The sequence below is a fragment of the Denitromonas iodatirespirans genome (assembly GCF_018524365.1).
Classification (GTDB): Bacteria; Pseudomonadota; Gammaproteobacteria; order Burkholderiales; family Rhodocyclaceae; genus Nitrogeniibacter; species Nitrogeniibacter iodatirespirans.
The window spans coordinates 1-21,606 of sequence record NZ_JAEKFT010000046.1 but is presented as its reverse complement, the minus strand read 5'-3'; the positions used below and the strand labels follow the sequence as shown (position 1 = coordinate 21,606).

The window sequence follows — 21,606 nt, the reverse complement described above, 5'->3', positions numbered from 1 at the left end:
GTTTATGCTCCACGCTTCCTTCCCACGCTCGGTCGCCCTCGCGCAGTTGCGCTTCACTTCGTTCGCTGTGATCAACTTACGGCGGGACTTGCACCCGCAGGAGTGCGCCCATGCTGGGCGCACAAAGAAAAGGGCCAGGAGGAAAACCTCCTGGCCCTTTCATGTCTGGTGCTGCTGACCGGAATCGAACTGGTGACCTACTGATTACGAATCAGTTGCTCTACCGACTGAGCTACAGCAGCAAAGGGCGCCGATTCTAACGACTTGGCTGAAAAACTGCAATTGCCGGACACAAAAACAAAAAAACGCCGTTCATCGTTCAGGATCCACTGCCTAGCGCTCCAGCGTCGCACTGCAGCTACCAGCGCAACTACATTCAGGCTACACACAACGGACCCGACTCATGAACCGAGGATTCACACTCATCGAACTGATGGTCACGGTTGCCATCTTCGCGATTCTCGCAAGCGTGGCTGCGCCGAGCTTCACGCGGATGATCGAGGACAATCGGGTGGCTACGCAAGCCAATAACTTGCTGGCCTCAATTGCCTTAGCCCGCGCGGAAGCCATCAAGCGAGGCGGCACCGTCACTATCGCCCCAGCAACCGTCGGTGGCGATTATGCAGGTGGCTGGTGCGTCCTGACGGGGGCCGGTACAACATGCGGTGCAGCAGGCACCACCACCATCCGCGTACATGAGGCGGTGAGCCAAATCTCTTTCGTCGGCTCATCACCGATCTCGTTCGACAGCTACGGCGTCAATAGCAGCGGGACCACCACCATAACGATGGCGCCTCCGAGCTGCGCAAGTGGCGAATCGCGCCTGCGCTCACTCACGGTCAACCGCGCTGGCCACGCTCGTATCGAGGTACTTCAATGCCCCTAACAGCCTATCACCAGTCGACCAGTTCCCAGCGCGGCTTTTCGTTGATTGAGTCGCTTGTTGCGATGGTGGTTCTGTCGTTTGGACTGCTCGGCTTGGCTGCGCTTCAGGTCAATGCCTTGAAGTACAACCAAGTGGCCCATCTGCGCTCGCAGGCAACGACCTTTGCCTACCAGATTCTCGATGCCATGCGTGCCAGTCCGACATCGGCCAAGAGTGGGAACTTCGACATTGGCCTCGGGCAGTCACTGACCGGTACATCCGTTGCCGCAGTACAAGTCGCCGACTGGCAGGCTGACCTAGCAGCTCAGCTGCCGGGCGGGCGAGGCGGTATCTGCCGGAGCGCCAACCCGAACCCTTCGGTCAATTGCAGCGGCAACGGTGATTTCGTGATCATCACTGTGGAATGGTCGGAAGCCGACAACACAGGCTCACGCAACGCCAACCAGTTCCAACTTGTCTCTCAGGTGGCGCCTTCGTCATGAGCCAACTTTTTTACACCACCTTCGGCGGTCAGCGTCGTCAACAAGGCTTGTCTTTGATCGAAGTGATGGTCGGCATGCTGATCGGTCTGTTCATTCTCGGGGGAATGGTCACGCTATTCTTCGGGAACCAGCAAACCTACCGATACAACGAAGAACTCTCCAGGCTTCAGGAAAATAGTCGTTTCGCCACCGAAATCCTTCAGCGTCATCTGCGAATGGCAGGGCACGTCGGCTGCCTCACACTTCAGGAAATAAACGGCGGTTCGCCCATTTCAAAAGGCGAGTCAATTGTTGACAGCCCTCAAATTCAGATCGAAGGCATGACAGCCGTACAGGCCTTCCAATATAGCGCCGCCTCACCCGGCGTTGTCGGCGACGCGGGAAAAACAGCCGTTCTCGGCTCGGATGTTGTCACCCTCCGCTACGGTCAAGGAGCATCGACAACCCTTGACACTGATACCGGAGTCCCCACCAAGACACCGTCAATAGTTATCCGTGACAACGCACTCGGGTTCAAGCAAGGCGAGGTGATTGTCATGGCTGACTGCAAGACGGCAGGGTTGGCACGCATCAGCAATACGCCAGCAAGCGGCAACAGTGTGGCCTTGGAGTTCAAAAAAGCCACCAACTACAACCTGAAGGACGGTTTTGACGGTATTACTTTCGCCTCCGATTTACGCATCATGCGCATGGCCAATGTGTCCTTTTTCATCGGCCCATCCACCGAGCGCATCACCAATCGGCAGGGGAATGCCTTCAACTCGCTCTACCTTGCCTCCGAAGGATTCAATGGCAGAGCTGTCGCTGACGAGATCATCGAAGGCGTGGTGGACATGGTTGTCGAGTACGGCGTCCCCAACGCGTCCGGCAGCGATGAAGCAGACGCGTACAAGCCCCTCGCCAGCATCACGGATTGGAACGATGTCCGTGCCGTCAAAGTGACCCTGCTCCTCTCAAGCGTCGATGACAAGGTGGTCAGCGATGCACAAAGCGTCACTTTCAATGGAAATACATATACCGATCACCGCATGTACACCACAGTGAGCACGACAGTGTCTTTGCGGCGTACTTTCTGATGCAGGCCCCTAAATGACACATTCCAGCCCCCCCCCAATGCAGAACAGCCGCCGGCAGGTCGGCTCTGTACTGATTGTCGGCATCATTTTTCTGCTTGTCATGACCATGCTGGGCATCACGGCCATGCAGACCACCTCGCAGGAAGAACGCATGGCAGGCAACATGCGCGACCGCGGTGTGGCCTTTCAGGCTGCCGAAATTGCGCTTCGTGCTGGCGAGAAAGTTGTCTTTAGCGGACCGCCAAGTAGTGGCACTGGTTTCTATGACATCACGATCGACAAGGGCGCACCTGATGAAACAGTTGAGAGCAACTGGACCAACGGCGCCTGGAACTGGACGTCAGGTCTCCCTATCGTCGGAAGTACCACACAAACGAATAGTGCATACCCGCTCCTTGCCGAAGAGCCCAAATTCTGGATTGAAGCCCGCCTTGGCCGCCCCCCGCTTGAAGCGGGCCAACCACGCGAAATCGTTTACTTCGTAACAGCCCGGTCGACGGGCGCCAGTGGAGGTGCGCCCGTCGTCCTCCAATCGACCGCACGCTACTGACTCATCGTCCCGCACACACGCAGGTGCCATTATGACGAATACCCTACACCATCGACTTCCCGCGCTATTGTCGCTTTCGGCTTTGACGCTGTTCGGCGCAATTCAAGCCAACGCAGCCCCGCTGGCCATCTCGCAAATCCCGCTCTACTTAGGCGGTACGGTCGAACCAAATATCGTTTTCATTCTTGACGACTCCGGTTCGATGTATTGGTCATTCATGCCTGACGAAATCTACTCCAGACATAACACTCGTCGGGCGAAATCGAGTAGTTACAACCGGATTTACTATGATCCGACGATTAGTTATCCAGCACCACTGGATGAAAACGGGGCAAGTCTCGGCGATGCCAAGTTCAGCGGCGCGTGGTTTAACGGCTATGACATTCAGAACAGAAATAGCAAAACAACAGATCTGAGAACCGCCTTTCGCCCCACTTGGTATTACGCCGGATACAGCAACGAATTCTCGGGATCGGCCGAAGCGGCGTACTACTACGTATTCGATGCAACCAACAGCGGGTGCAACGGCACAACCGATGACGACGACTGCTACGACAAAGTAGTGGTCAGCTCGGTCTCGGGCCCTGGCAACACGGACGAACGCACAAATTTCGCCAACTGGTATTCCTACTACCGCAGTCGGATGTACACGGCGAAGGCCGGAGTTAGCCGGGCATTTGCCACGCAAGGCACTGGCATGCGCGTCGGCTATGGTCGGATTAACAAGATGTTGTCCGTGCTGGATGGTGTATACGGGCGCACGTTGGAGCGTGGCGTACGCGATTTCAGCGATGTAGATCAGTCCAACAACGTCACCAATTACCGAAGTGATTTCTTCGACTGGCTGTTCAACCAGCAACCCACCAGCATCACGCCGTTGCGCCTGGCGCTGGATGCGGCCGGTCAGTACTTCGAGCGGACTGACTCGAAGGGGCCCGCCAGCACGACGCCTGGTGTCAGCGGTGGCAAAGACCTTTCCTGCCGTCAGAACTTTACGATTCTGACGACCGACGGCTACTGGACGGGGGGCGCTTCTTCCGCGGCCCAGACGGCAGCCGCGCGACAAAACAACGACGGCACCGACGGCGCCGTCATCACTGGCCCGAACAACATCAGCGGCCAATTCCTCGCAGTCCCCCCGTTTTCCGACGTTGAAAGCGACACACTGGCAGACGTCGCGGCATATTACTGGAAACGCGATCTGCGAACCGATCTGACCAACAACGTCCCCGTCAACAGCGACGATCCAGCCTTCTGGCAACACATGGTTACCTTTGGTGTGGGTCTGGGTGTCGTTGGCAACATCGATCCGGATTCCGCGTTTGCAGCGATTGGCCTTGGCACAGATCCTGGCTGGGTTGACCCGGAAAGCACTCCGCCCGCCAAGATCGACGATCTCTTGCATGCATCCCTCAACAGTCGCGGTCAATTCTTCAGCGCCAGCGACCCAAACACCTTCGCCAACGCGCTCGCAGCGACGCTTGCGACGATCAACGCACGGACCAGTTCCGCAGCCACCGTAGCCGCCAACTCGACTCGCCTGAGTACTGACACCCTAGTATTCCAGGCACTGTTCGACAGTAGCGACTGGAGCGGCGATATGCTGGCATTCGAGATCGATCAGGTACCGGGCAGCCCTACCTACCTCCAGCCAAAACTTACACCAAAGTGGCAGGCCAAGAAGCACATTCCCGCTTTTGGCAGTCGTAGCTTGTTTACCTTCAATGCGTCCAATCGAACAGGCATTTCCTTCACTTGGGCATCACTAAACACCACGCAACAAGCTGCATTGGGCAGCAGTGCCCTAGTCGATTGGATTCGCGGCGATCAAAGCAAAGAAGAATCCAATGGCGGGCCCTACAGAAATCGCAAGACCGTCATGGGCGACGTCATCAACTCGAGCCCGACCTACGCCAGCACCGCGGATTATGGCTATGGCTTTGCTGCATCGCTCACCACCGCCGAGCGTTCGGCCTATCGCACACGGCGGGCGTCCACGACTTTCACCAATCGCGAAGGTGTACTGCTTTTTGGTGGCAACGACGGCATCTTCCGCGGACTTGACGGTGCTACGGGTAGCGAACTGTTCGGCTACGTGCCAAATTCCATCATTCCCAATCTGGCAGATCTTGCGGACCCAGACTACACCCACCGCTATTATGTGGACGGCTCTCCCCGTCTGGCAGACGCGTTGGTCGGGGGCAACTGGAAAACAGTCGTCATCAGCTCGACTGGCGCCGGTGGCAAAGGCTACTTCGCGCTGATGCTCGACAATGTGCTCGACAAGGCAACACGTAAACTACAAACCAGCGATATCCTGTGGGAAGTGTCCAATACCACGACCTTTGACGGTACGACTTTCCCCTATGCCGAACTCGGGCATGCCATCGGCCAGGCTGCCATCGGTCGTACGGAAAGCGGCCAATGGGTCGCCATCGTCGGCAACGGCTACAACAGCACTTCACAAACAGCCCGGCTGATTGTCATCGAGCTCGACACAGGCAAAAAACTCCTGGAACTCGACACGCAGGTCGGCAGCGCGGCAACCCCCAATGGCTTGGCCACCCCCCTGGCCATCGATGCGGATCAGAATGGCTCCATCGATCTCGTCTATGCCGGGGATATTCAAGGAAACCTCTGGAAGTTTGATTTCACCAGCAAGACCCAAAACAACTGGACAATCGCTTTCGCAGGCAAGCCTCTCTTCAAGGCCCAGGACGCCAACAACAACGCTCAACCGATCACCACCAAGCCGACAGCCGGCTTCCACCCGGATGGCGGGCTGATGCTGTACTTCGGTACCGGCAAGTACTTCGAAACCGGGGACAATACCGATACCTCCTTGCAGAGTTTGTACGGTGTCCGTGACGAATGCGGCCTCGGCACAACCGGCTCGGGTTGCAACAGCGGAATTACGGCAAGCGCCAAGGTCTTGCGGGCAAATCTGCTGCAACAAACAATCGATTATCAGGGACAGCAGAGTTTCAATGGCAACTCCTGGGAAATACGACAGTTCTCCCAGAATCAGGTCAATACCACGCACAAGGGATTCTACGTCGACCTGGTTTACCAGGCCACGTTTAACGGCGAGCGCGTCCTCGCAACACCCATCTTGTGGTCTGACCGCGTCATCTTCATCACCGCCATCCCCGACAACGACGTATGTGCCGGCGGTGGCGACAGCTGGATCATCGAACTCGCACCATACAGCGGAGGGCGCACCGATTTCAGTGTCTTCGATCTCGCGAAAGATGGCAGTTACGGCAATGTCAACAACTACAACAACAAGGTTGTCAGCGGACGCAAGATCATCGGCGGCATGATCGGCGGAGATGGAGGCATCGGCCAGATCGATGCCGGCGGAGGGAAGCGCCTCAAGATTGGGTCGACAGCATCAGGCCGGCTCGACACCAGCATTCAACAAAGCGACGGCAGCCAGCGCATCTCCTGGCGCCAGATTCAATAACGAGGAATATGGTCATGAGTGCCTACCTGCTACGTACCGCTCGACTCGGATGTCTCACCCTTGGGCTGTTTTGCGGCACGGTTTTTTCCCAGCAAGCGCCCATCATGCCGTTCGAAGACGTTGGCGTGATTCGTGCTATCGATCCTGCTCGATCAACGATCACAGTGGACCAGCGCGTACTGAGGATTACCTCTGCAACACAAGTTACCGCCGACGACCCCGCCTTGCGCTTCTCCCCTGTATCCCGGACTTGGCTGGGGCGACAGGTCGGAATGGAAACCGATCGCGGATCGGACGGAGTTACCAATATCCTCCGATTGCATATTTTTGGACAGAATCACTAAACAGCCAGAGGCTCACCATGATGAAGCAATTTCGCGCCAGAGGCTTCACGCTCATAGAGGTTATGGTCGTCGTCGCAATCATCGGCATTCTGGCGGCCATTGCCTATCCGGGATACGCAGAATGGGTCCTCAAATCCCGTCGCAATGAATGCCAAGGAAGCATGCTGAGCCTAGCTTCAGCCCTGGAGCGAAGATTTTCGACGGCTGGCAACTACACTACGGGAGGCGCGTTGGCAGGTTTTGGTTGTCCGGCGGATGGCGGCACTGCCACGTACACGCTTGCCACGGCACTGGGGGCAACAACCTTCACCATCACAGCCACCCCCTCCGGCTCACAAACGGCTGACACATGTGGCGCACTCACCTTGACTGAATCTGGTCAGAAAGGTGCAGTTGGCGGCACGGCTCAACAGTGCTGGCGATAGTCTTTCCAGGGTACGCCGCTCTTTCGCCACCAGTCGCTCTGCATCCCATGGCACGTAGGTCGATTCTCCGGCACGGCTGACACGCGCAACCATTTTTGGGAGAATCATGCATGCCTCAATCTCCCATCCGCGCCATTGCCTTCGACGCCTTCGGCACCCTGTTCGACGTCTTCTCCGTCACTGCGCTGGCGGAGCGTCTCTTCCCTGGCCAAGGTGACGCCGTCAGCCGGCTATGGCGGCTGAAGCAGATCGAGTACAGCTTTCTGCGGACGCTGTCGAAGCGTTATGAGCCGTTCGACGCCGTTACCGAGTCGGCGCTGCACTTTGCACTGAGCGCGCTTGGCGTATCGGCCGGTCAGGCGCAGATCGACCTGTTGATGGCGCAGTACGACCGTCTCACTCCGTTTCCCGAAAACCTCGCCGTGCTTCAGGCGCTCAAGGCCGATGGCGTGCCGATGGCCATTCTTTCGAACGGCACGCCGCGCATGCTCGAGGTGTGCACCCGCCACGCGGGCATGAGCGGCGTGTTCGATCACCTCCTGTCGGTCGACACGGTGGGTCAATACAAGACCACCGAGGCGGCCTACCAGTTGGCGCCCGACGCTTTCGGCGTGCCGGCCCGCGAAATCCTGTTCGTCAGTTCGAACGGTTGGGACGCGGCTGGGGCGGGCTGGTTCGGTTTCACCACCTTCTGGATCAATCGCAGCGCCCAGCCGCCCGAAGCGCTTGGCGTGGCGCCCGCCGCAACGGGCACCCAGCTGACCGACGTCCTCGACTTCGTTCGCCGCCACCGGCAGCACTGACGCTCACAGCCGGCGGAATCGCCCACGTCGGGCGGCGGTGGTCGTCGACCGCGATCTGCAGGGTGGTCGGCAATGCCTTCGCCGGCTCGGCCCGCTGGCCGGATTCGGGGGGTGTGCCTGCGGGCGGCCGCCATCGTCGGTGGCCGAGCCGTCATCGCGGTGCTGTGCCTCTGCCCGAGGCGGCGCCGCATCGTGATCGGTGTCGGACAGAACCGTCACAACGGCTTGAAAAACGGACCGAAGGCGCCCACGCTTGGGAGAAGCGGCACGATAGCCTCAAGAAAGCCCCGACGGTTTCGTTATTTGAGCAGGCACGCACACTTCTGGGAGCGGGACAGCATGGCGGATGCGGAGGGGAGGCTCGTTTTTGCTGACGAGAAGCCGCCAGCCGACGGCGGCATCGCCGCTGCGATGCCGCCTTGGCGCATCCTGGTCGTCGACGACGATGCCGACGTGCACGAAGCCACCCGTTTTGCGCTGAAGGGGCTCCTCATCCTCGGCCGCCCGTTGGAATTCCTGCATGCCCACTCGGGGGCGGAGGCGTTGGCGGTGTTGCGCCGCGAAGCCGATGTGGCGGTGGTGCTGCTCGATGTGGTGATGGAAACCCCCGACGCAGGTCTGCGCATCGTCAGTGCGATTCGTGAGGAGTTGCAGCTGACCAACCTGCGCATCGTGCTGCGCACCGGGCAACCCGGCCAGGCGCCTGAGATGGACGCCATCAGCCGCTACGACATCAACGACTACAAAACCAAGAACGAGCTGACCCGCAACAAGCTGTTCACCACGGTGACCGCCGCGCTGCGCTCCTACGACCAGCTGCGCCGGCTCGACGCCAGCCGCAGCGGCCTGGAAAAAGTCATCGCCGCCAGCAACGACATGATGACCCGCCCCGGGCTCAAGAGCTTTGCCGAAGGCATCATCCTCCAGATTGCCAGCCTGATCGGCGTCGCTGCTGAAGGCCTGGTGTGCGCATGCATCAACCGGAATCTGGCGATCAAGGGCGCCCTGCCAAGCGTCGAAGTCATCGCAGCGGCCGGGCGTTTCAGCGACTACATCGAGAAGTCGCTCGACGATATCGCCGAGCCGCGCATCGCCAATGCCCTGCGTCAAAGCCTGCGGGAGCGGCGCAACCTGGTCACGCCGCACAGCGTCACGCTGTTTTTCGCGACGCCCGATCACCATGCCTACGCGGTGTTCATCGACTCCGACCAGCCGATCCGCCCGCCCGACCAGAACCTGCTGCACATGTTCTGCACCAACATGTCGCTGTGCGCCCAGAACATCCAGCTGGTCGCGACGCTGCGCGAACAGGCCTTCTTCGACCGGCTGGCCAATCTGCCCAACCGCTCGGCCATGTTGCGCGAGCTGGATCGGGCCATCGACGGCGAACAAGGCCCGTCGCTGGCGCTCGCGCTGATCGACATCGATCAGTTCTCGGCCGTCAACGATCTGCTCGGCCATCCCTATGGCGACCAGCTGTTGCGCGCCATCGCCCAGCGCATGATCCACGACTTTCCGGGCTGCTTCGTCGCGCGGGTGGCCGGCGACGTCTTCGGCCTCATGGGCCGGCGCGAGCAGCTCACCCCGGAGACCATCGAACGGATGTTCAGCGTGCCGTTCACCATCGACCAGGTGGACCATCCGCTCACCGTCAGCACCGGCATCGTGCATCTGCGCGACGTCCAAGGCGACGGCTCGGACTGTATCCAGGACGCCTATATCGCGCTCAAGCGCGCCAAGGCCGGCGGCCTCGGCGGCCATGCCTACTACTCGGAATCGATCGCCAACGAGACCCGCGACCGCAACCGCATGCGCGTCGCCCTGCACCGGGCACTCACGCAGGGCGGGCAGCTCTATCCTGTCTTTCAGCCCCAGCAGGACCTGAGCACCGGGCAGGTGATCGGCCTCGAAGCCCTCACCCGCTGGCGCACCGACGAGGGCATCCACATCTCGCCCAACCAGTTCATCCCGGTGGCCGAACAGACCGCGCTGATCGTCCCCATCGGCGAATGGATCCTGCGCCACGCCCTGCGGGTGCAGGAAACCCTGCACGGGCTGGGGCACACCGACCTGCGCATGTCGGTCAACGTCTCCGCCGTGCAGCTGCGCCAACCCGATTTCCTGACGATGCTCGACCGCGTCCTCGACGCCACGCCGATCGCCCCCGAGCATCTGGAGCTCGAGATCACCGAATCGGTCGCCGCGCTGGGCATCGCGCAAGTCCTGTCCCTGCTCGATGCGATCCGGGCCCGCGGCGTGGCCATCGCCATCGACGATTTCGGCACCGGATTCTCATCGCTGTCCTACCTGCACCGCCTGCCCGCCGACCGGCTCAAGATCGACCGCTCCTTCATCCACACCCTGGAGTCGGGCCAGGGCGGGCGGATCGCCGAAATGGTCGTCCCGCTCGGCCATCACTTGGGCATGAAAGTGCTGGCCGAAGGCGTCGAGACGGCCCAACAGCTCGAGCGACTGCGCGCGCTCGGGTGCGACGAGATCCAGGGCTTTCTGCTCGCGCGCCCGATGATCGCCGACGACCTCGTCGCCTGGCTGGCCGCGTTTCACCCCGACGACGGCGCTCCGCAGGCCGGCGCGTCGTAGAATAGGCGCGCCCCTGCCTCAGGGCCCGCCGGCGACCGGCTCGCACCCGTCGCTTCAGCCTCCCTCCGAACCCTTCCGAGATGGTCGAGATCTTCGATGTCATTCTCCGCGCCGGCCGCGCGGGCGTTGAACTAGCCTTGTTCGTGCTGCTGCCCGTCATGGTCGTCATGCTGTCGCTGATGCGACTGCTCGAAGCCCGCGGCGTGCTCGACTGGTTGGTGCGCCGTCTGGCCCCGCTGCTGCGCCCCGCCGGCCTCACCGGCTTGGGCGTGTTCGCCGCCCTGCAGATCAACTTCGTCAGCTTCGCCGCCCCGGTCGCGACCCTGGCCATGATGGCCCAGCGCGGCTGCTCGCCGCGCCATATCGCCGCCACCCTGGCCATGGTCATGGCCATGAGCCAGGCCAATGTGCTGATTCCGATGTCCACCATGGGCCTGGCCTTTGGCACCACCCTGCTGCTGTCGCTGCTCGGCGGCCTGACGGCGGCGGCAGCCACCTACCACGGCTTTGGCCGCCACCTCTCCGACCAGGAGGGGCGTGTCGACGAAACGCTGCACCACCCGGTCGCCGAAGACGCCAAGGGGGTGCTCGACGTCATCAACCGTGCCGGCGCCGAAGCCTTCAAGATCACCATCGGCGCCATCCCGATGCTGGTGCTTGCCCTGGTGGCCGTCGCCGGGCTGCGCGCCAGCGGCGTCATCGACCTGCTCACCGCCCTGCTGGCACCGGCCATGACGCTGGTGGGCATCGACCCAGCGCTGATCCTGCCCACGCTCACCAAGTATCTCGGCGGCGGCACCGCCATGATGGGCGTGATGGACGAGATGCTGCGCGCCGGCACGGCCACGGTCGCCAGCCTCAATGCCAGCGCCGGCTTTCTGGTCCATCCGCTCGACATCCCCGGCGTGGCGGTACTGATCTCGGCCGGCAAACCGGTCGCCGCAGTGTGGCGCGTGGCCCTCCTGGGCGGCGCCGTCGGCATCGGCGTGCGCACGCTCGGCCACGTGCTGCTTGCCTGACGACAAAGGAGACACAAGATGCTCAACGCCATCACGGTGCTACTCGTCTTCCAGCTCGCCGGCGAGGTCCTGGCGCGCGGCCTCGGCCTGCCCCTGCCCGGCCCGGTGCTCGGCATGGCCTTGCTGCTGCTGGCGCTGATCCTGCGCGGCGGCCCTGGCCCCGGATTGCAGAACACCGCCAACGGCCTGCTCGGCCATCTGTCGCTGCTGTTCGTGCCGGCCGGCACCGGCATCATGCTGCATGCGGACCGCCTGGCCAGCGAATGGCCGGCTTTGCTGGCGGCCCTGGTGCTCAGCACGCTGGCCGCGCTGGCCGTGTCGGCCCTGGTGCTGAGCGCGCTGCAACGCCGCAAGCGGAGCCGCCCATGATGCGCCATGACTTCACCGGGCTATGGGTCTATCTGTCGGCCTCGCCGCTGCTGGGCCTGACCCTCACCCTGCTGGCCTATCTGGGCGCCTGGCAACTGCACCGGCGTGCCGGCGGGCACCCGCTGGTCAACCCGGTGCTGCTCGCCGTGCTGGCACTGATCGGCGTGCTGTGGCTGACCGACACCGACTACCAGACGTATTTCGATGGCGCGCAGTTCGTGCACTTTCTGCTCGGCCCGGCCACGGTGGCGCTTGCCATTCCGCTGTATGCGCAGCTTCAGCGCCTGCGCACGATGGCGATCCCCCTTGGCGTCACGCTGCTGGTCGGCGCGGCTACCGCCATCGTTGTTGCCTGGACCATCGGCGCGCTGCTCGGTGCCAGCGAGGTATCACTGATCTCCCTGGCACCGAAGAGCGTGACCACACCGATCGCCATGGCGGTGGTCGAGGCGCTCGGCGGCCTGCCCTCGCTCACCGCCGCGCTGGTGATCATGACCGGCATCTTCGGTGCCATGGTGGCGCAGGGGCTGTTCCGCCTGATCGGCACCGACGACCCCGCCGTGCAAGGCTTTGCCATCGGTCTGGCGGCCCACGGCATCGGTACTGCCCGGGCCTTTCAGATCGGCCCCCAGGCCGGTGCCTTTGCGGCGCTGGCCATGGCCAGCAACGGCCTGGTCACCGCACTGCTGACGCCATGGCTGCTGCCCTGGCTGAGCCGCTGGTTCGCATGAGCGGCCGCCGGACGTTGCCCGCCCGGCGGATCTGACCGATACTCGCCGCGGAGACGCCGCATGCCCCCCAAGCCCGCACAACGCACCTATTGGCAACGCAACCTTCGGCTCACGCTCGGCCTGCTGTGCGTGTGGTTTGCCGTCACCTTTGCCGCCGGCTACTTCGCCACGCCGCTCAATCAGTTCTCTTTTCTCGGCTTTCCGTTCGGGTTCTACCTGTTCGCGCAAGGCGCCTTGCTGGTGTACCTGTTGATCATCGGCGCCTATGTCCGCTACATGAACCGCCTCGATCGCGACTGGGTGCGCGAGTCCGCGCCCGGCGAACCGCGCACCCGCTTCCCCGACTCCGGGCAATAAGAGCGCCCCGCCCCAGCCTCCGGTTTATGCCTCGATAAACCGCGTTAAGGTTTCTGTAAGCTTCCCTCCCGATACTCCATCTGCCCGTCACTTTCCGGCGTTGCGTGGTTCGCCACGCATTGACACCGGTACACTGGTGGAGGGTGCCAGCCGCGGGCTGGCCACCGACGCCGGACTCCGTCCGGAATTGGCATTCAAAACTACTTGCGAGGAGACAAGCGATGGAGAAGCCCCAAGGGTCAGGTGATGCCTACTGGCGCGCCACACTCGGCCTGCTGACCACCGTGCTCATTATCTGGTTTGTCGTGTCCTTCGGGTTCGGCATCATCCTGCAACCGATGCTCGACAGCATCCACCTGGGCGGTTATCCGCTCGGTTTCTGGTTCGCACAGCAAGGTTCGATCTACATCTTCGTGGCGCTGATCTTCTTCTACGCCGCCCGGATGGGTCAGATCGACCGCGACCACGACGTTCACGAAGACTGAGGAGACTCGACGAATGGATCTGAAAACAATGACCTATATCGTCGTCGGGGCCACCTTTGCCCTGTACCTCGGTATTGCCTTCTGGGCCCGTGCAGGTAGCACCGGCGAATTCTACGTGGCCGGCGGCGGTGTGCACCCGATCGCCAACGGCATGGCCACCGGCGCCGACTGGATGTCGGCCGCTTCCTTCATCTCGATGGCCGGCCTGATCGCCTACAACGGCTACGGCGCCTCGCTGTTCCTGATGGGCTGGACCGGGGGTTACGTGCTGCTGGCGATGCTGCTGGCTCCGTACCTGCGCAAGTTCGGCAAATTCACGGTGCCGGAATTCATCGGCGACCGCTTCTACTCCAACGGCGCGCGCATCGTCGCCGTCATCTGCCTGATCCTGGCCTCCATCACCTACGTGATCGGTCAGATGAAAGGCGTCGGCGTGGCCTTCTCGCGCTTCCTCGAAGTGGAATACGACACCGGCCTGTACATCGGCATGGCGCTGGTGTTCTTCTACGCCACCCTGGGCGGCATGAAGGGCATCACCTACACGCAGATCGCGCAGTACGTGGTGCTGATTTTCGCCTACACCATCCCGGCGATCTTCATCTCCATGAACCTCACCGGCAACCCGCTGCCGCAACTGGGCCTTGGTTCGACCATGTCTGACGGCTCGGGCATGACGCTGCTGGCCAAGCTGAACCTGGTGGTCACCGAACTGGGCTTCAAGGAGTACACGACACAAACCATGGCGGGACGACTCGACATGTTCGTGTACACCCTGTCGCTGATGATCGGTACGGCCGGTCTGCCGCACGTGATCGTCCGCTTCTTCACCGTGCCGAAGGTCAAGGACGCCCGTTCGTCCGCGGGCTGGGCGCTGGTGTTCATCGCCATCCTCTACACGACCGCCCCGGCAGTCGGCGCCATGGCGCGCCTGAACCTGCACGAAACCATTCAGACGGGTGAAATCGGCTCGCCGGAAGGCAACCTGTCGTACGAAGCGCGTCCGCAGTGGTTCAAGAACTGGGAAAAGACCGGTCTGCTGCAGTTCGAAGACAAGAACGGCGACGGCCGCATCCAGTACTACAACGACAAGAACCCGGAAATGGCCGCCAAGGCCGAATCCTTCGGCTGGAAAGGCAACGAGATGGTCAAGGTCGACCGCGACATCATCGTGCTGGCCAACCCGGAAATCGCCAATCTGCCGGACTGGGTGATCGCCCTGGTCGCTGCCGGTGGTCTGGCCGCCGCGCTGTCCACCGCTGCCGGTCTGCTGCTGGCCATCTCCTCGGCGATCTCGCATGACCTGCTCAAGGGCGTGTTCATGAAGGGCATCTCCGAGAAGGCCGAACTGCGTGCCGGCCGGATCTCCATGGCTGGCGCCATCGTCGTGGCCGGTTACCTGGGCCTCAACCCCCCGGGCTTCGCTGCCGGTACCGTGGCCATCGCCTTCGGTCTGGCCGCCGCCTCGATCTTCCCGGCGCTGATGCTCGGCATCTTCTACAAGCGCATGAACAAGGAAGGGGCGATCGCCGGCATGATCGCGGGTATCTCGGTCACCATGCTGTATGTGTTCCAGCACAAGGGCATCCTGTTCATCAAGGGCACCGAGTTCCTGGGTGACCTGGGTCCGAACTGGTTCCTCGGCATCCAGCCGAACGCCTTCGGTGCCATCGGTGCCCTGGTCAACTTCGCCGTGGCGATCATGGTCGCCAAGATGACCACCGAGCCGCCGCAGCACATCCAGGATCTGGTCGAATCCATCCGCACCCCGCGCGGTGCCGGTGGTGCCCAGGCCCACTAAGCAGCACACGGCCTCATGTTTCGGAAACCCCCGCTTCGGCGGGGGTTTTTCGTTGTGCAGCACCGGCCCGTCACGGCCCTTGGGGAAAACGCCGATAACGCCGGCGACACCACGAGTGATACGCTCGACACCATCATTTCCCTTCCCAGACCCACACATTCCGAGGCCCCAGATGTACAAGCACATCATCGTCGCTGTCGACGACAGCCCCACCTCCCTGCGCGCCATCGAGGAAGCCGCCGCCCTGTCCCTCAACAGCGGTGCCCGCCTGACCGTCGTCCACGCGGTCGACGAAGCCCTCTTTGCCCACTTCAACCGCGCCACCCTGGCCAGCCGGGACGCCGTGCAGCAAGCGCTGCTCAAGGAAGGGCAGAGCGTTCTGGACAGTGCGCTGGCCGCGGCGACGGCAGCCGGCGCCAAGGTTGACGGGCGGCTGCTGGCCTCCGAACACCAATCCACCTCCGACCAGATCGTTCAGGCCGTCAGCGGCATGGGCGCCGATCTGCTGGTCGTCGGCTCGCACGGCCGCCGCGGCGTCCAGCGCATGCTGCTGGGCAGCGTGGCCGAAAAACTGCTCAAGAAAGTCAACATCTCGGTAATGGTGGTTCGCGGCAGCGCGTAAGCGCCCACCACAACCGGCCTGATATCATCCGGGGGTGCGGTCTTCCTGCAGGGAAGACCGCACCCCCGTTTTTTCGTCACGACAGCCGGTGCTTCGCCCCTGCGTCGGCCCTTTCCGGGCAGCACGCAACCGCTCGCCGTCCTCTCACTGAACCCGACCATTCCCACCACGCATGAACACGGAATTCCTCTCCCGCTGGCTCTCCCCGCTTGGCCTGGATGCCGCCCAAAGCAGCCTCACCTCCCAAGTGTTTCTGGTCGTCCTGGCCGTGGTCATTGCGAATTTCGTGATCAGTCGCGTGCTCAAGCGGCTGATCGCCGGCGCCCGGAAAACCGCGGTACTGTGGGACGACGCGGCGCTCGAAGCCCTGGAGCGCCCGCTACGCCTGCTCCTCTGGCTGGTCGGCATCGCCTTTGCGGCCGACATGGTCGGGCAGCATACCGATGCGCCGATCTTCGACGCGGTCGACCCGGTCCGCAAGATCGGCGTCATCGCGCTGATCGCCTGGGCGCTGACCCGCCTGATCGCCAACACCGAGCAGGCCATCATCGCGCGGGGCGAAACGCTGGGCAAACCGGCGGACATCTCCACCGTATCAGCCATCGGCAAGCTGCTACGCGTGACGGTGATCATCACCACCGTCCTGATCGCCCTGCAGTCGCTCGGCTTCAGCATCTCGGGCGTGCTGGCCTTCGGCGGTGTCGGCGGCATTGCCGTCGGCTTTGCCGCCAAGGATCTGCTGGCCAACTTCTTCGGCGCGCTGATGGTCTATCTCGACCGCCCGTTTTCCATCGGCGACTGGATCCGCTCGCCCGACAAGGACATCGAAGGCACCGTCGAGGAAATCGGCTGGCGCCTCACCCGCATTCGCCGCTTCGACAAGCGCCCGCTCTATGTGCCCAACGCCATCTTCACCCAGATCTCGGTCGAAAACCCCAGCCGCATGACGCACCGGCGCATCTACGAAACCCTCGGCATCCGCTACGACGATCTCGACAAGATGCAGGCGATCACCGACGACGTGCGCCAGATGCTGATCGACCACCCCGACATCGCCAGCGAGCAGACGATGATCGTGCATTTCAACGCCTTCAACGCCTCGTCGCTCGACTTCTTCGTCTACACCTTCACCCACACCACCCAATGGGTGGAGTTCCACCGCGTCAAACAGGACGTGCTGCTGCAGGTGGCCCGCATCATCGAAGAACACGGCGCCCAGATCGCCTTCCCCACCCGCACGCTGCACCTGCCTGACGGCGTGCGCATCAGCACGGCGCAGGAGCTCGAACGCGCCGCCCAGCCGGTCGACAACGCCGGGTGATGCACACCGCGCCCCGGGCATTGCCCGACCAATGACAACGGGGGCCCGAGGCCCCCGTGTCTTTTTCGGCGTGCGCCGGCCTGGGCGTTCACACGACCTCGTCCCCGTCCAGCAGATCCAGCGCCCCGCGCGACTGGCGCATCGAGCGCCGCTCCATCAGCTTGGCCTGCGCCGCTTGGGGTAGATCGGTAAAGCGGATCACGTCGCGATGGATCAGCAAGTCGATCACGTCTTCGAGCACCCGCACCAGGCGCAAGTCCGAGTCGGCCAGCGGATCCTCGCCCATCACCGTCCGGGCGAAGCCGGCCACCGCGGGGTCGCCCGATGTTGCCTCTTCGGTGTGATCGGCATCGGCCTCCAGACTGACCGACACGATCTGCCCCTGAGGATTGCGTTTCACGAACACCATGCTTGGCTCCTTCGATGGCGCGACCCGGCACACGCCGGGCCGCATCCCGTCAGTCGGTGATCAGCTTGCCTTTCGAGAGCAGGTCCTGGATCACCTGCTGATCGGAAGTGAGCCCGCCACTGAACAGGTTGACCCCGTCGAGGGTGATGGTGGCGTCAGCGTTGCCCGCATTGTAGCCACCGGCAAACCCGCCATTGCTGCTCACATGCACCACGGTGTTGCCGCCTGCCGACTCGAAGTGCAGGTAGTCGGACAGATTGCCCGAGTCCGCCGCCCCGCGCGCCTCGCCCACCAACAGATCGCGCAGATCGAGCGAATCGCCACCGGCCGCCACGGAGGCCACGTCGAAGTCGGTAATGCGGTCGACACTCGGAGCACCGGCAGTGCCCTTGTCGGCCAGCGACCATTCGAACACGTCCGCACCGAGACCGCCGGTGAGCGTGTCATTGCCGGCACCGCCGCTGATGTGATCCGACCCCGCGCCGCCTTGGATGATGTCATTGCCGCCGCCGCCTTGGATGACATCCTTGCCGTCGGTGCCGACGATCTTCTCGGCCGCATCGTCGCCGGTATAGGTGGCGCCGGTCCGGACCTGATACACGCCGTTGGTCGAAGACTCGACGATATCCTGGTTCGCAGCCAGCGAAGGCACGTCACCGGGCGCGAACAGTGCAAACTCGTCTGTCCCGATGATCTTGTAGCTCGCGTCCGCCGCGCCGCTATCCTTGATTTCGACCCGCAGGCTGACGGCTCCGCCCTGATCCCAGTAGAGCACTTCGATCGGCTGCAGCCCTTCGCTCAGCGTCACACCGGTATAGGTTCGCGTGGCGGTGGATTGGATGAAATCCGCCTGGGCCACGTTCTGGCCGCCGATCAGAACCCGGTAGCCGTCATCCCCCGTCACGCGCAGATCGTAGACCCCGCCGGCCGGGATGTAGATGTATCCCACCATGCGCACGATGGCGTCGGTGGTGTCGCCCAGCCCGCCAGTCGCCGTCAGCCCGTCGGCATTGCCTTCCGTCACCTTGAGGAAGGTATAGAGGTTGTTTGTCCCGCCCACCGCCGCGCTGGCGCCAATCGCGCCGGAAGTGACGCGGCCGTTCTGGCCCAGGTCGTTGGAAAACAGCGAGTTATTCGTCCCGGTGACCACCCCGAACTCGAGCTTGTTGGCCGAGAAGGTCGCATCCGCAGCCATCGGATCCGACAGGATCGCGTTGTTGATGAGGTTGGGATTGCCGTTTCGACCCTCGATGATGGCTTCGACGTCGGCGAGCCGATCCACGTTGTTGGCCGCACCGGCATCGGCGGTACCGTCGTCCGAGTGCAGTCGGGTCGCGCTCGAACCGACATACTTCGGATCGCCCGCGGTCCCGTCGCGGTTGTCGTTGTACCCGAAGTACTCGCCGGACAGCCCCAGGTTGACCCCCGTGATGATGCTGGCGGTGGCCGACAGATTGATCACGTGCGGCGGCTCGACCGTGATCGTCAGCGTCGAGGAGGCGGCGTCGCCATCGCGGTCGATCAGCGTGTAGCCGACCACCTCGTTGAACGCGACGGACGCCGTAGCCGTCGGTGTGTACTCATATTGCCCGTTGTCCATGTCCACCACGAACTTGCCGCCGCTCAGGGTCTGGACCGTCCAGCTGTTGGTCGCGGCATTGTAGACACCGCGATTGGTCCCGGACACCGCGCCGCCGTCGCTGTAGGTCGTGCCGTCGATGGTGATCGACGCCATGGACCCGCCATCGGCGCCGAGCGCCGAGCCGGACCCGAGCGTGCCGCTCGTCAAGTCACCATCGGTCGGCGTAACGATCGAGTCGCGCAGGATCGGCGGCAGGTCGTTGATGTTGGCGACCACGATCGAGTCCGTATTGGTCCCGGTGACGCCGTTGTAGGCGATCGGGTTCATGTTGTCGAAGAACGACGCAGCGCTGCTACCCATCCCGTATGCCAGCGAGTTGATGCTGTTTGCGTTCAGGAAGCTTGTCCAGATGGCCTCCTCTCCCGACTGGATCCCCTGCTCATTGGGCAGGTCGCCCGGATGGTTCCAGGGTGCCCGGTTCCAATCCATGCCACCGTTGGGCGCGCCGTCGGTCAAGAAATACGACACGTTCTGGGCGCCCGCGATCTTCCCGTCGGAGGCGAAGGCATTCATCGCGTTCAACAAGGCCGCATCGTAGTTCGTCACGCCGCCGGCCGTCAGGTTGCTCACATAGGCCTTTGCATCGGCCACCGACACCCAGACGTTCTGGTAAACATTCGCCGAGGTCGAGAACGTGATGATGCGCACTTTGACGTCGCCGAGGTTGTCATACTGGTCAAGCATTTCGTTGACCGAGTCCTTCATGATCTGAAGGCGCCCCCCCGAGCCCATGCTGCCGGAGACATCGAGCACCAGCATGATGTTGGTATCGACGGCAGGCAGCGTCACCACCTGCGTGCTGGCCACGGCGGTCGGCGAGTCGTCCTCGACATTCACCGTGATCACACCCGAGCCCGATGCGCTGCCGTCGCTCGCCGTCACGGTGAGATTGATCGGCGCCACGTTTTCGCCGCCACCGGCAGGATGATCGATGGCCTTGGACAGGGTCACCGTGTAGTTGCCGTTGTTGTCGATCGTCGCCCGCAGCACCTCCACCCCGCCGGCAGAGCCGATCAGCGGCGAGCCGGCGCTGCCGTTGCCCGTCCAGGTCACGGCCACGCCGCCGGCGGTGATTCCCGCCGGCCCGGACAGACTCACGCTCACCGCGCCGTCGGGATCGGCAATGCTGATCGTGCCGGACTGCGTGGTCAGATTGGTCGTATCGGCCGGATTCCCGAGGGTGTCCGGCAGGCCCAGCGCGAGCCCCTCTTCAGACACCGACACCGTCGAGGTCCCGACCACCGGCGCATCGTTCGTCCCGGTCACGGTCAGCGTGAGCGTTGCGGTGCTGGTTGCGCCGCTGGTATCCCGCATGGTGTAGGTGAACACGTCGGTACCGATCGCACCGGCAGCCAGCGCATCCGCCGCCGCCTGATTGGCGCTGTAGCTGTAGCTGCCGTTGGCGTTCAGCGTGAGCGTGCCGTAGGTGCCGACCAGATTCCCGCCCACGGCGCCCGGGTTGGCACCGAAAGACACGGCGGTGACGGTCTTGGTGTCGCCGGCATCCACGTCCGTGTCGTTGGCCAGCACACCGGTGGCCGCCGATCTCACGAGCGTGCTGTTCTCGAGCACGGCACCCACATCGGCCGTCGCCACCGGCGCATCGTTCGCGCCCTGGATCGTCACCGTCAGGGTATTGCTCGAGGTCGCGCCGCTGGCGTCCCGCATGGTGTAGGTGAAAGTATCGGAGAGCGTATTGGCACCGGTGCGCAGCGCCTGGACCGCAGCATTGGCATTGTCCACCGTGTAGCTATATGTCCCGTCGGCATTGAGCGTCAGCGACCCATAGCTGCCCGCCGTCGCGCTACCCAGCACGCCGCCGCTGATCGCCGATACCGTCTTCGTATCGCCCGCATCCACGTCGGTATCGTTCGTCAGCACGTTGCCGCTCGGATTCAGACCCGCCGTACCGTTGGCCACGCCGCCCGCCTCGACGGCCGTCGCCGTATCGGCCACCGCCACAGGCGCATCGTTCGTCCCGTTGATGGTGATGGTCAGCGTGGCGGTGGTGCTGGTGCCGTCGCCGTCGGTGAGCGTGTAGGTGTAGCTGTCGGTAAGCGTCTCACCGTCATTCAGGGCATTGACCGCGGCGTTGGTGTTGTCCAGCGTGTAGGTGTAGCTGCCGTCGGCATTCAGGACAAGGCTGCCGTAGGTGAGCGTCGGGGTCGCCGCCGTGATCGGGGTGGCGTTGGTGTCGGCACCGACGGTGTCGTTGGTGAG

General features: G+C 62.8%; 19 protein-coding genes and 1 tRNA gene. 17 read left to right on the top strand and 3 right to left on the bottom strand.

Features of this window, described 5'->3' with window-relative positions:
- Window positions 1-166 precede the first annotated feature (166 nt).
- Window positions 167-242 (bottom strand) — tRNA-Thr (locus tag I8J34_RS22745).
- A 161-nt stretch (window positions 243-403) separates the two neighbouring features.
- Here I8J34_RS22745 and I8J34_RS22740 point away from each other — a divergent pair.
- From I8J34_RS22740 to I8J34_RS22660, 17 genes are all read left to right on the top strand, one after another.
- Window positions 404-886 (top strand): GspH/FimT family pseudopilin, encoded by a 483-nt coding sequence (locus tag I8J34_RS22740; RefSeq protein WP_214363929.1) that lies wholly within the window; start codon window positions 404-406, stop codon window positions 884-886.
- Window positions 877-1,368 carry a type IV pilus modification protein PilV gene (gene pilV, locus I8J34_RS22735; protein WP_214363925.1) on the top strand — a complete coding sequence of 164 codons (492 nt, stop codon included), beginning with the start codon at window positions 877-879 and terminating at the stop codon, window positions 1,366-1,368. The genes I8J34_RS22740 and pilV overlap by 10 nt, the downstream gene beginning before the upstream one ends.
- Window positions 1,365-2,444 (top strand): PilW family protein, encoded by a 1,080-nt coding sequence (locus I8J34_RS22730; RefSeq protein ID WP_214363928.1) that lies wholly within the window; start codon window positions 1,365-1,367, stop codon window positions 2,442-2,444. The genes pilV and I8J34_RS22730 overlap by 4 nt, the downstream gene beginning before the upstream one ends.
- Before the next feature lie 37 nt (window positions 2,445-2,481).
- Entirely contained in the window at window positions 2,482-2,994 is a 513-nt protein-coding gene (locus I8J34_RS22725) for a pilus assembly PilX family protein (protein ID WP_214363924.1), read from the top strand.
- A 31-nt stretch (window positions 2,995-3,025) separates the two neighbouring features.
- Window positions 3,026-6,460, top strand: coding sequence for a pilus assembly protein (locus I8J34_RS22720; protein WP_214363923.1), 3,435 nt, complete (start codon window positions 3,026-3,028; stop codon window positions 6,458-6,460).
- A gap of 14 nt (window positions 6,461-6,474) precedes the next feature.
- On the top strand, window positions 6,475-6,804 hold the full coding sequence (locus I8J34_RS22715; RefSeq protein WP_214363922.1) for a hypothetical protein: 330 nt from the start codon (window positions 6,475-6,477) through the stop codon (window positions 6,802-6,804).
- Window positions 6,805-6,821: 17 nt separating this feature from the next.
- On the top strand, window positions 6,822-7,229 hold the full coding sequence (locus tag I8J34_RS22710) for a type IV pilin protein (protein WP_304513940.1): 408 nt from the start codon (window positions 6,822-6,824) through the stop codon (window positions 7,227-7,229).
- A 110-nt stretch (window positions 7,230-7,339) separates the two neighbouring features.
- Complete coding sequence (locus I8J34_RS22705; protein ID WP_214363921.1) at window positions 7,340-8,032, top strand: haloacid dehalogenase type II; 693 nt, start codon at window positions 7,340-7,342, stop codon at window positions 8,030-8,032.
- Between the two features lie 339 nt (window positions 8,033-8,371).
- Window positions 8,372-10,633, top strand: coding sequence for a bifunctional diguanylate cyclase/phosphodiesterase (locus I8J34_RS22700; protein ID WP_214363920.1), 2,262 nt, complete (start codon window positions 8,372-8,374; stop codon window positions 10,631-10,633).
- 80 nt (window positions 10,634-10,713) lie between these two features.
- Window positions 10,714-11,652 (top strand): nucleoside recognition domain-containing protein, encoded by a 939-nt coding sequence (locus I8J34_RS22695; RefSeq protein WP_214363919.1) that lies wholly within the window; start codon window positions 10,714-10,716, stop codon window positions 11,650-11,652.
- Window positions 11,653-11,670: 18 nt separating this feature from the next.
- Window positions 11,671-12,021 carry a CidA/LrgA family protein gene (locus I8J34_RS22690; RefSeq protein WP_214363918.1) on the top strand — a complete coding sequence of 117 codons (351 nt, stop codon included), beginning with the start codon at window positions 11,671-11,673 and terminating at the stop codon, window positions 12,019-12,021.
- Entirely contained in the window at window positions 12,021-12,752 is a 732-nt protein-coding gene (locus tag I8J34_RS22685) for an LrgB family protein (protein WP_214363926.1), read from the top strand. The genes I8J34_RS22690 and I8J34_RS22685 overlap by 1 nt, the downstream gene beginning before the upstream one ends.
- Before the next feature lie 60 nt (window positions 12,753-12,812).
- A complete protein-coding gene (locus I8J34_RS22680) occupies window positions 12,813-13,109 on the top strand; it encodes a DUF4212 domain-containing protein (RefSeq protein WP_214363917.1) in 297 nt (98 codons plus the stop codon).
- A gap of 221 nt (window positions 13,110-13,330) precedes the next feature.
- Entirely contained in the window at window positions 13,331-13,594 is a 264-nt protein-coding gene (locus I8J34_RS22675; protein WP_214363916.1) for a DUF4212 domain-containing protein, read from the top strand.
- A 13-nt stretch (window positions 13,595-13,607) separates the two neighbouring features.
- Complete coding sequence (locus tag I8J34_RS22670; protein ID WP_214363915.1) at window positions 13,608-15,392, top strand: sodium:solute symporter family protein; 1,785 nt, start codon at window positions 13,608-13,610, stop codon at window positions 15,390-15,392.
- A gap of 172 nt (window positions 15,393-15,564) precedes the next feature.
- Entirely contained in the window at window positions 15,565-16,014 is a 450-nt protein-coding gene (locus I8J34_RS22665; protein ID WP_214363914.1) for a universal stress protein, read from the top strand.
- 172 nt (window positions 16,015-16,186) lie between these two features.
- The gene (locus tag I8J34_RS22660; RefSeq protein WP_214363913.1) at window positions 16,187-17,335 is read left to right on the top strand and encodes a mechanosensitive ion channel family protein; all 1,149 of its coding nucleotides are present in this window, start codon (window positions 16,187-16,189) and stop codon (window positions 17,333-17,335) included.
- Between the two features lie 88 nt (window positions 17,336-17,423).
- On the opposite strand, the gene I8J34_RS22655 is transcribed toward I8J34_RS22660, so the two are convergent.
- Both I8J34_RS22655 and I8J34_RS22650 read right to left on the bottom strand, forming a co-directional pair.
- Window positions 17,424-17,744, bottom strand: coding sequence for a hypothetical protein (locus tag I8J34_RS22655; RefSeq protein ID WP_214363912.1), 321 nt, complete (start codon window positions 17,742-17,744; stop codon window positions 17,424-17,426).
- A gap of 49 nt (window positions 17,745-17,793) precedes the next feature.
- A partial coding sequence (locus tag I8J34_RS22650; RefSeq protein WP_214363911.1) for a beta strand repeat-containing protein occupies window positions 17,794-21,606 on the bottom strand: 3,813 nt, incomplete at its 5' end.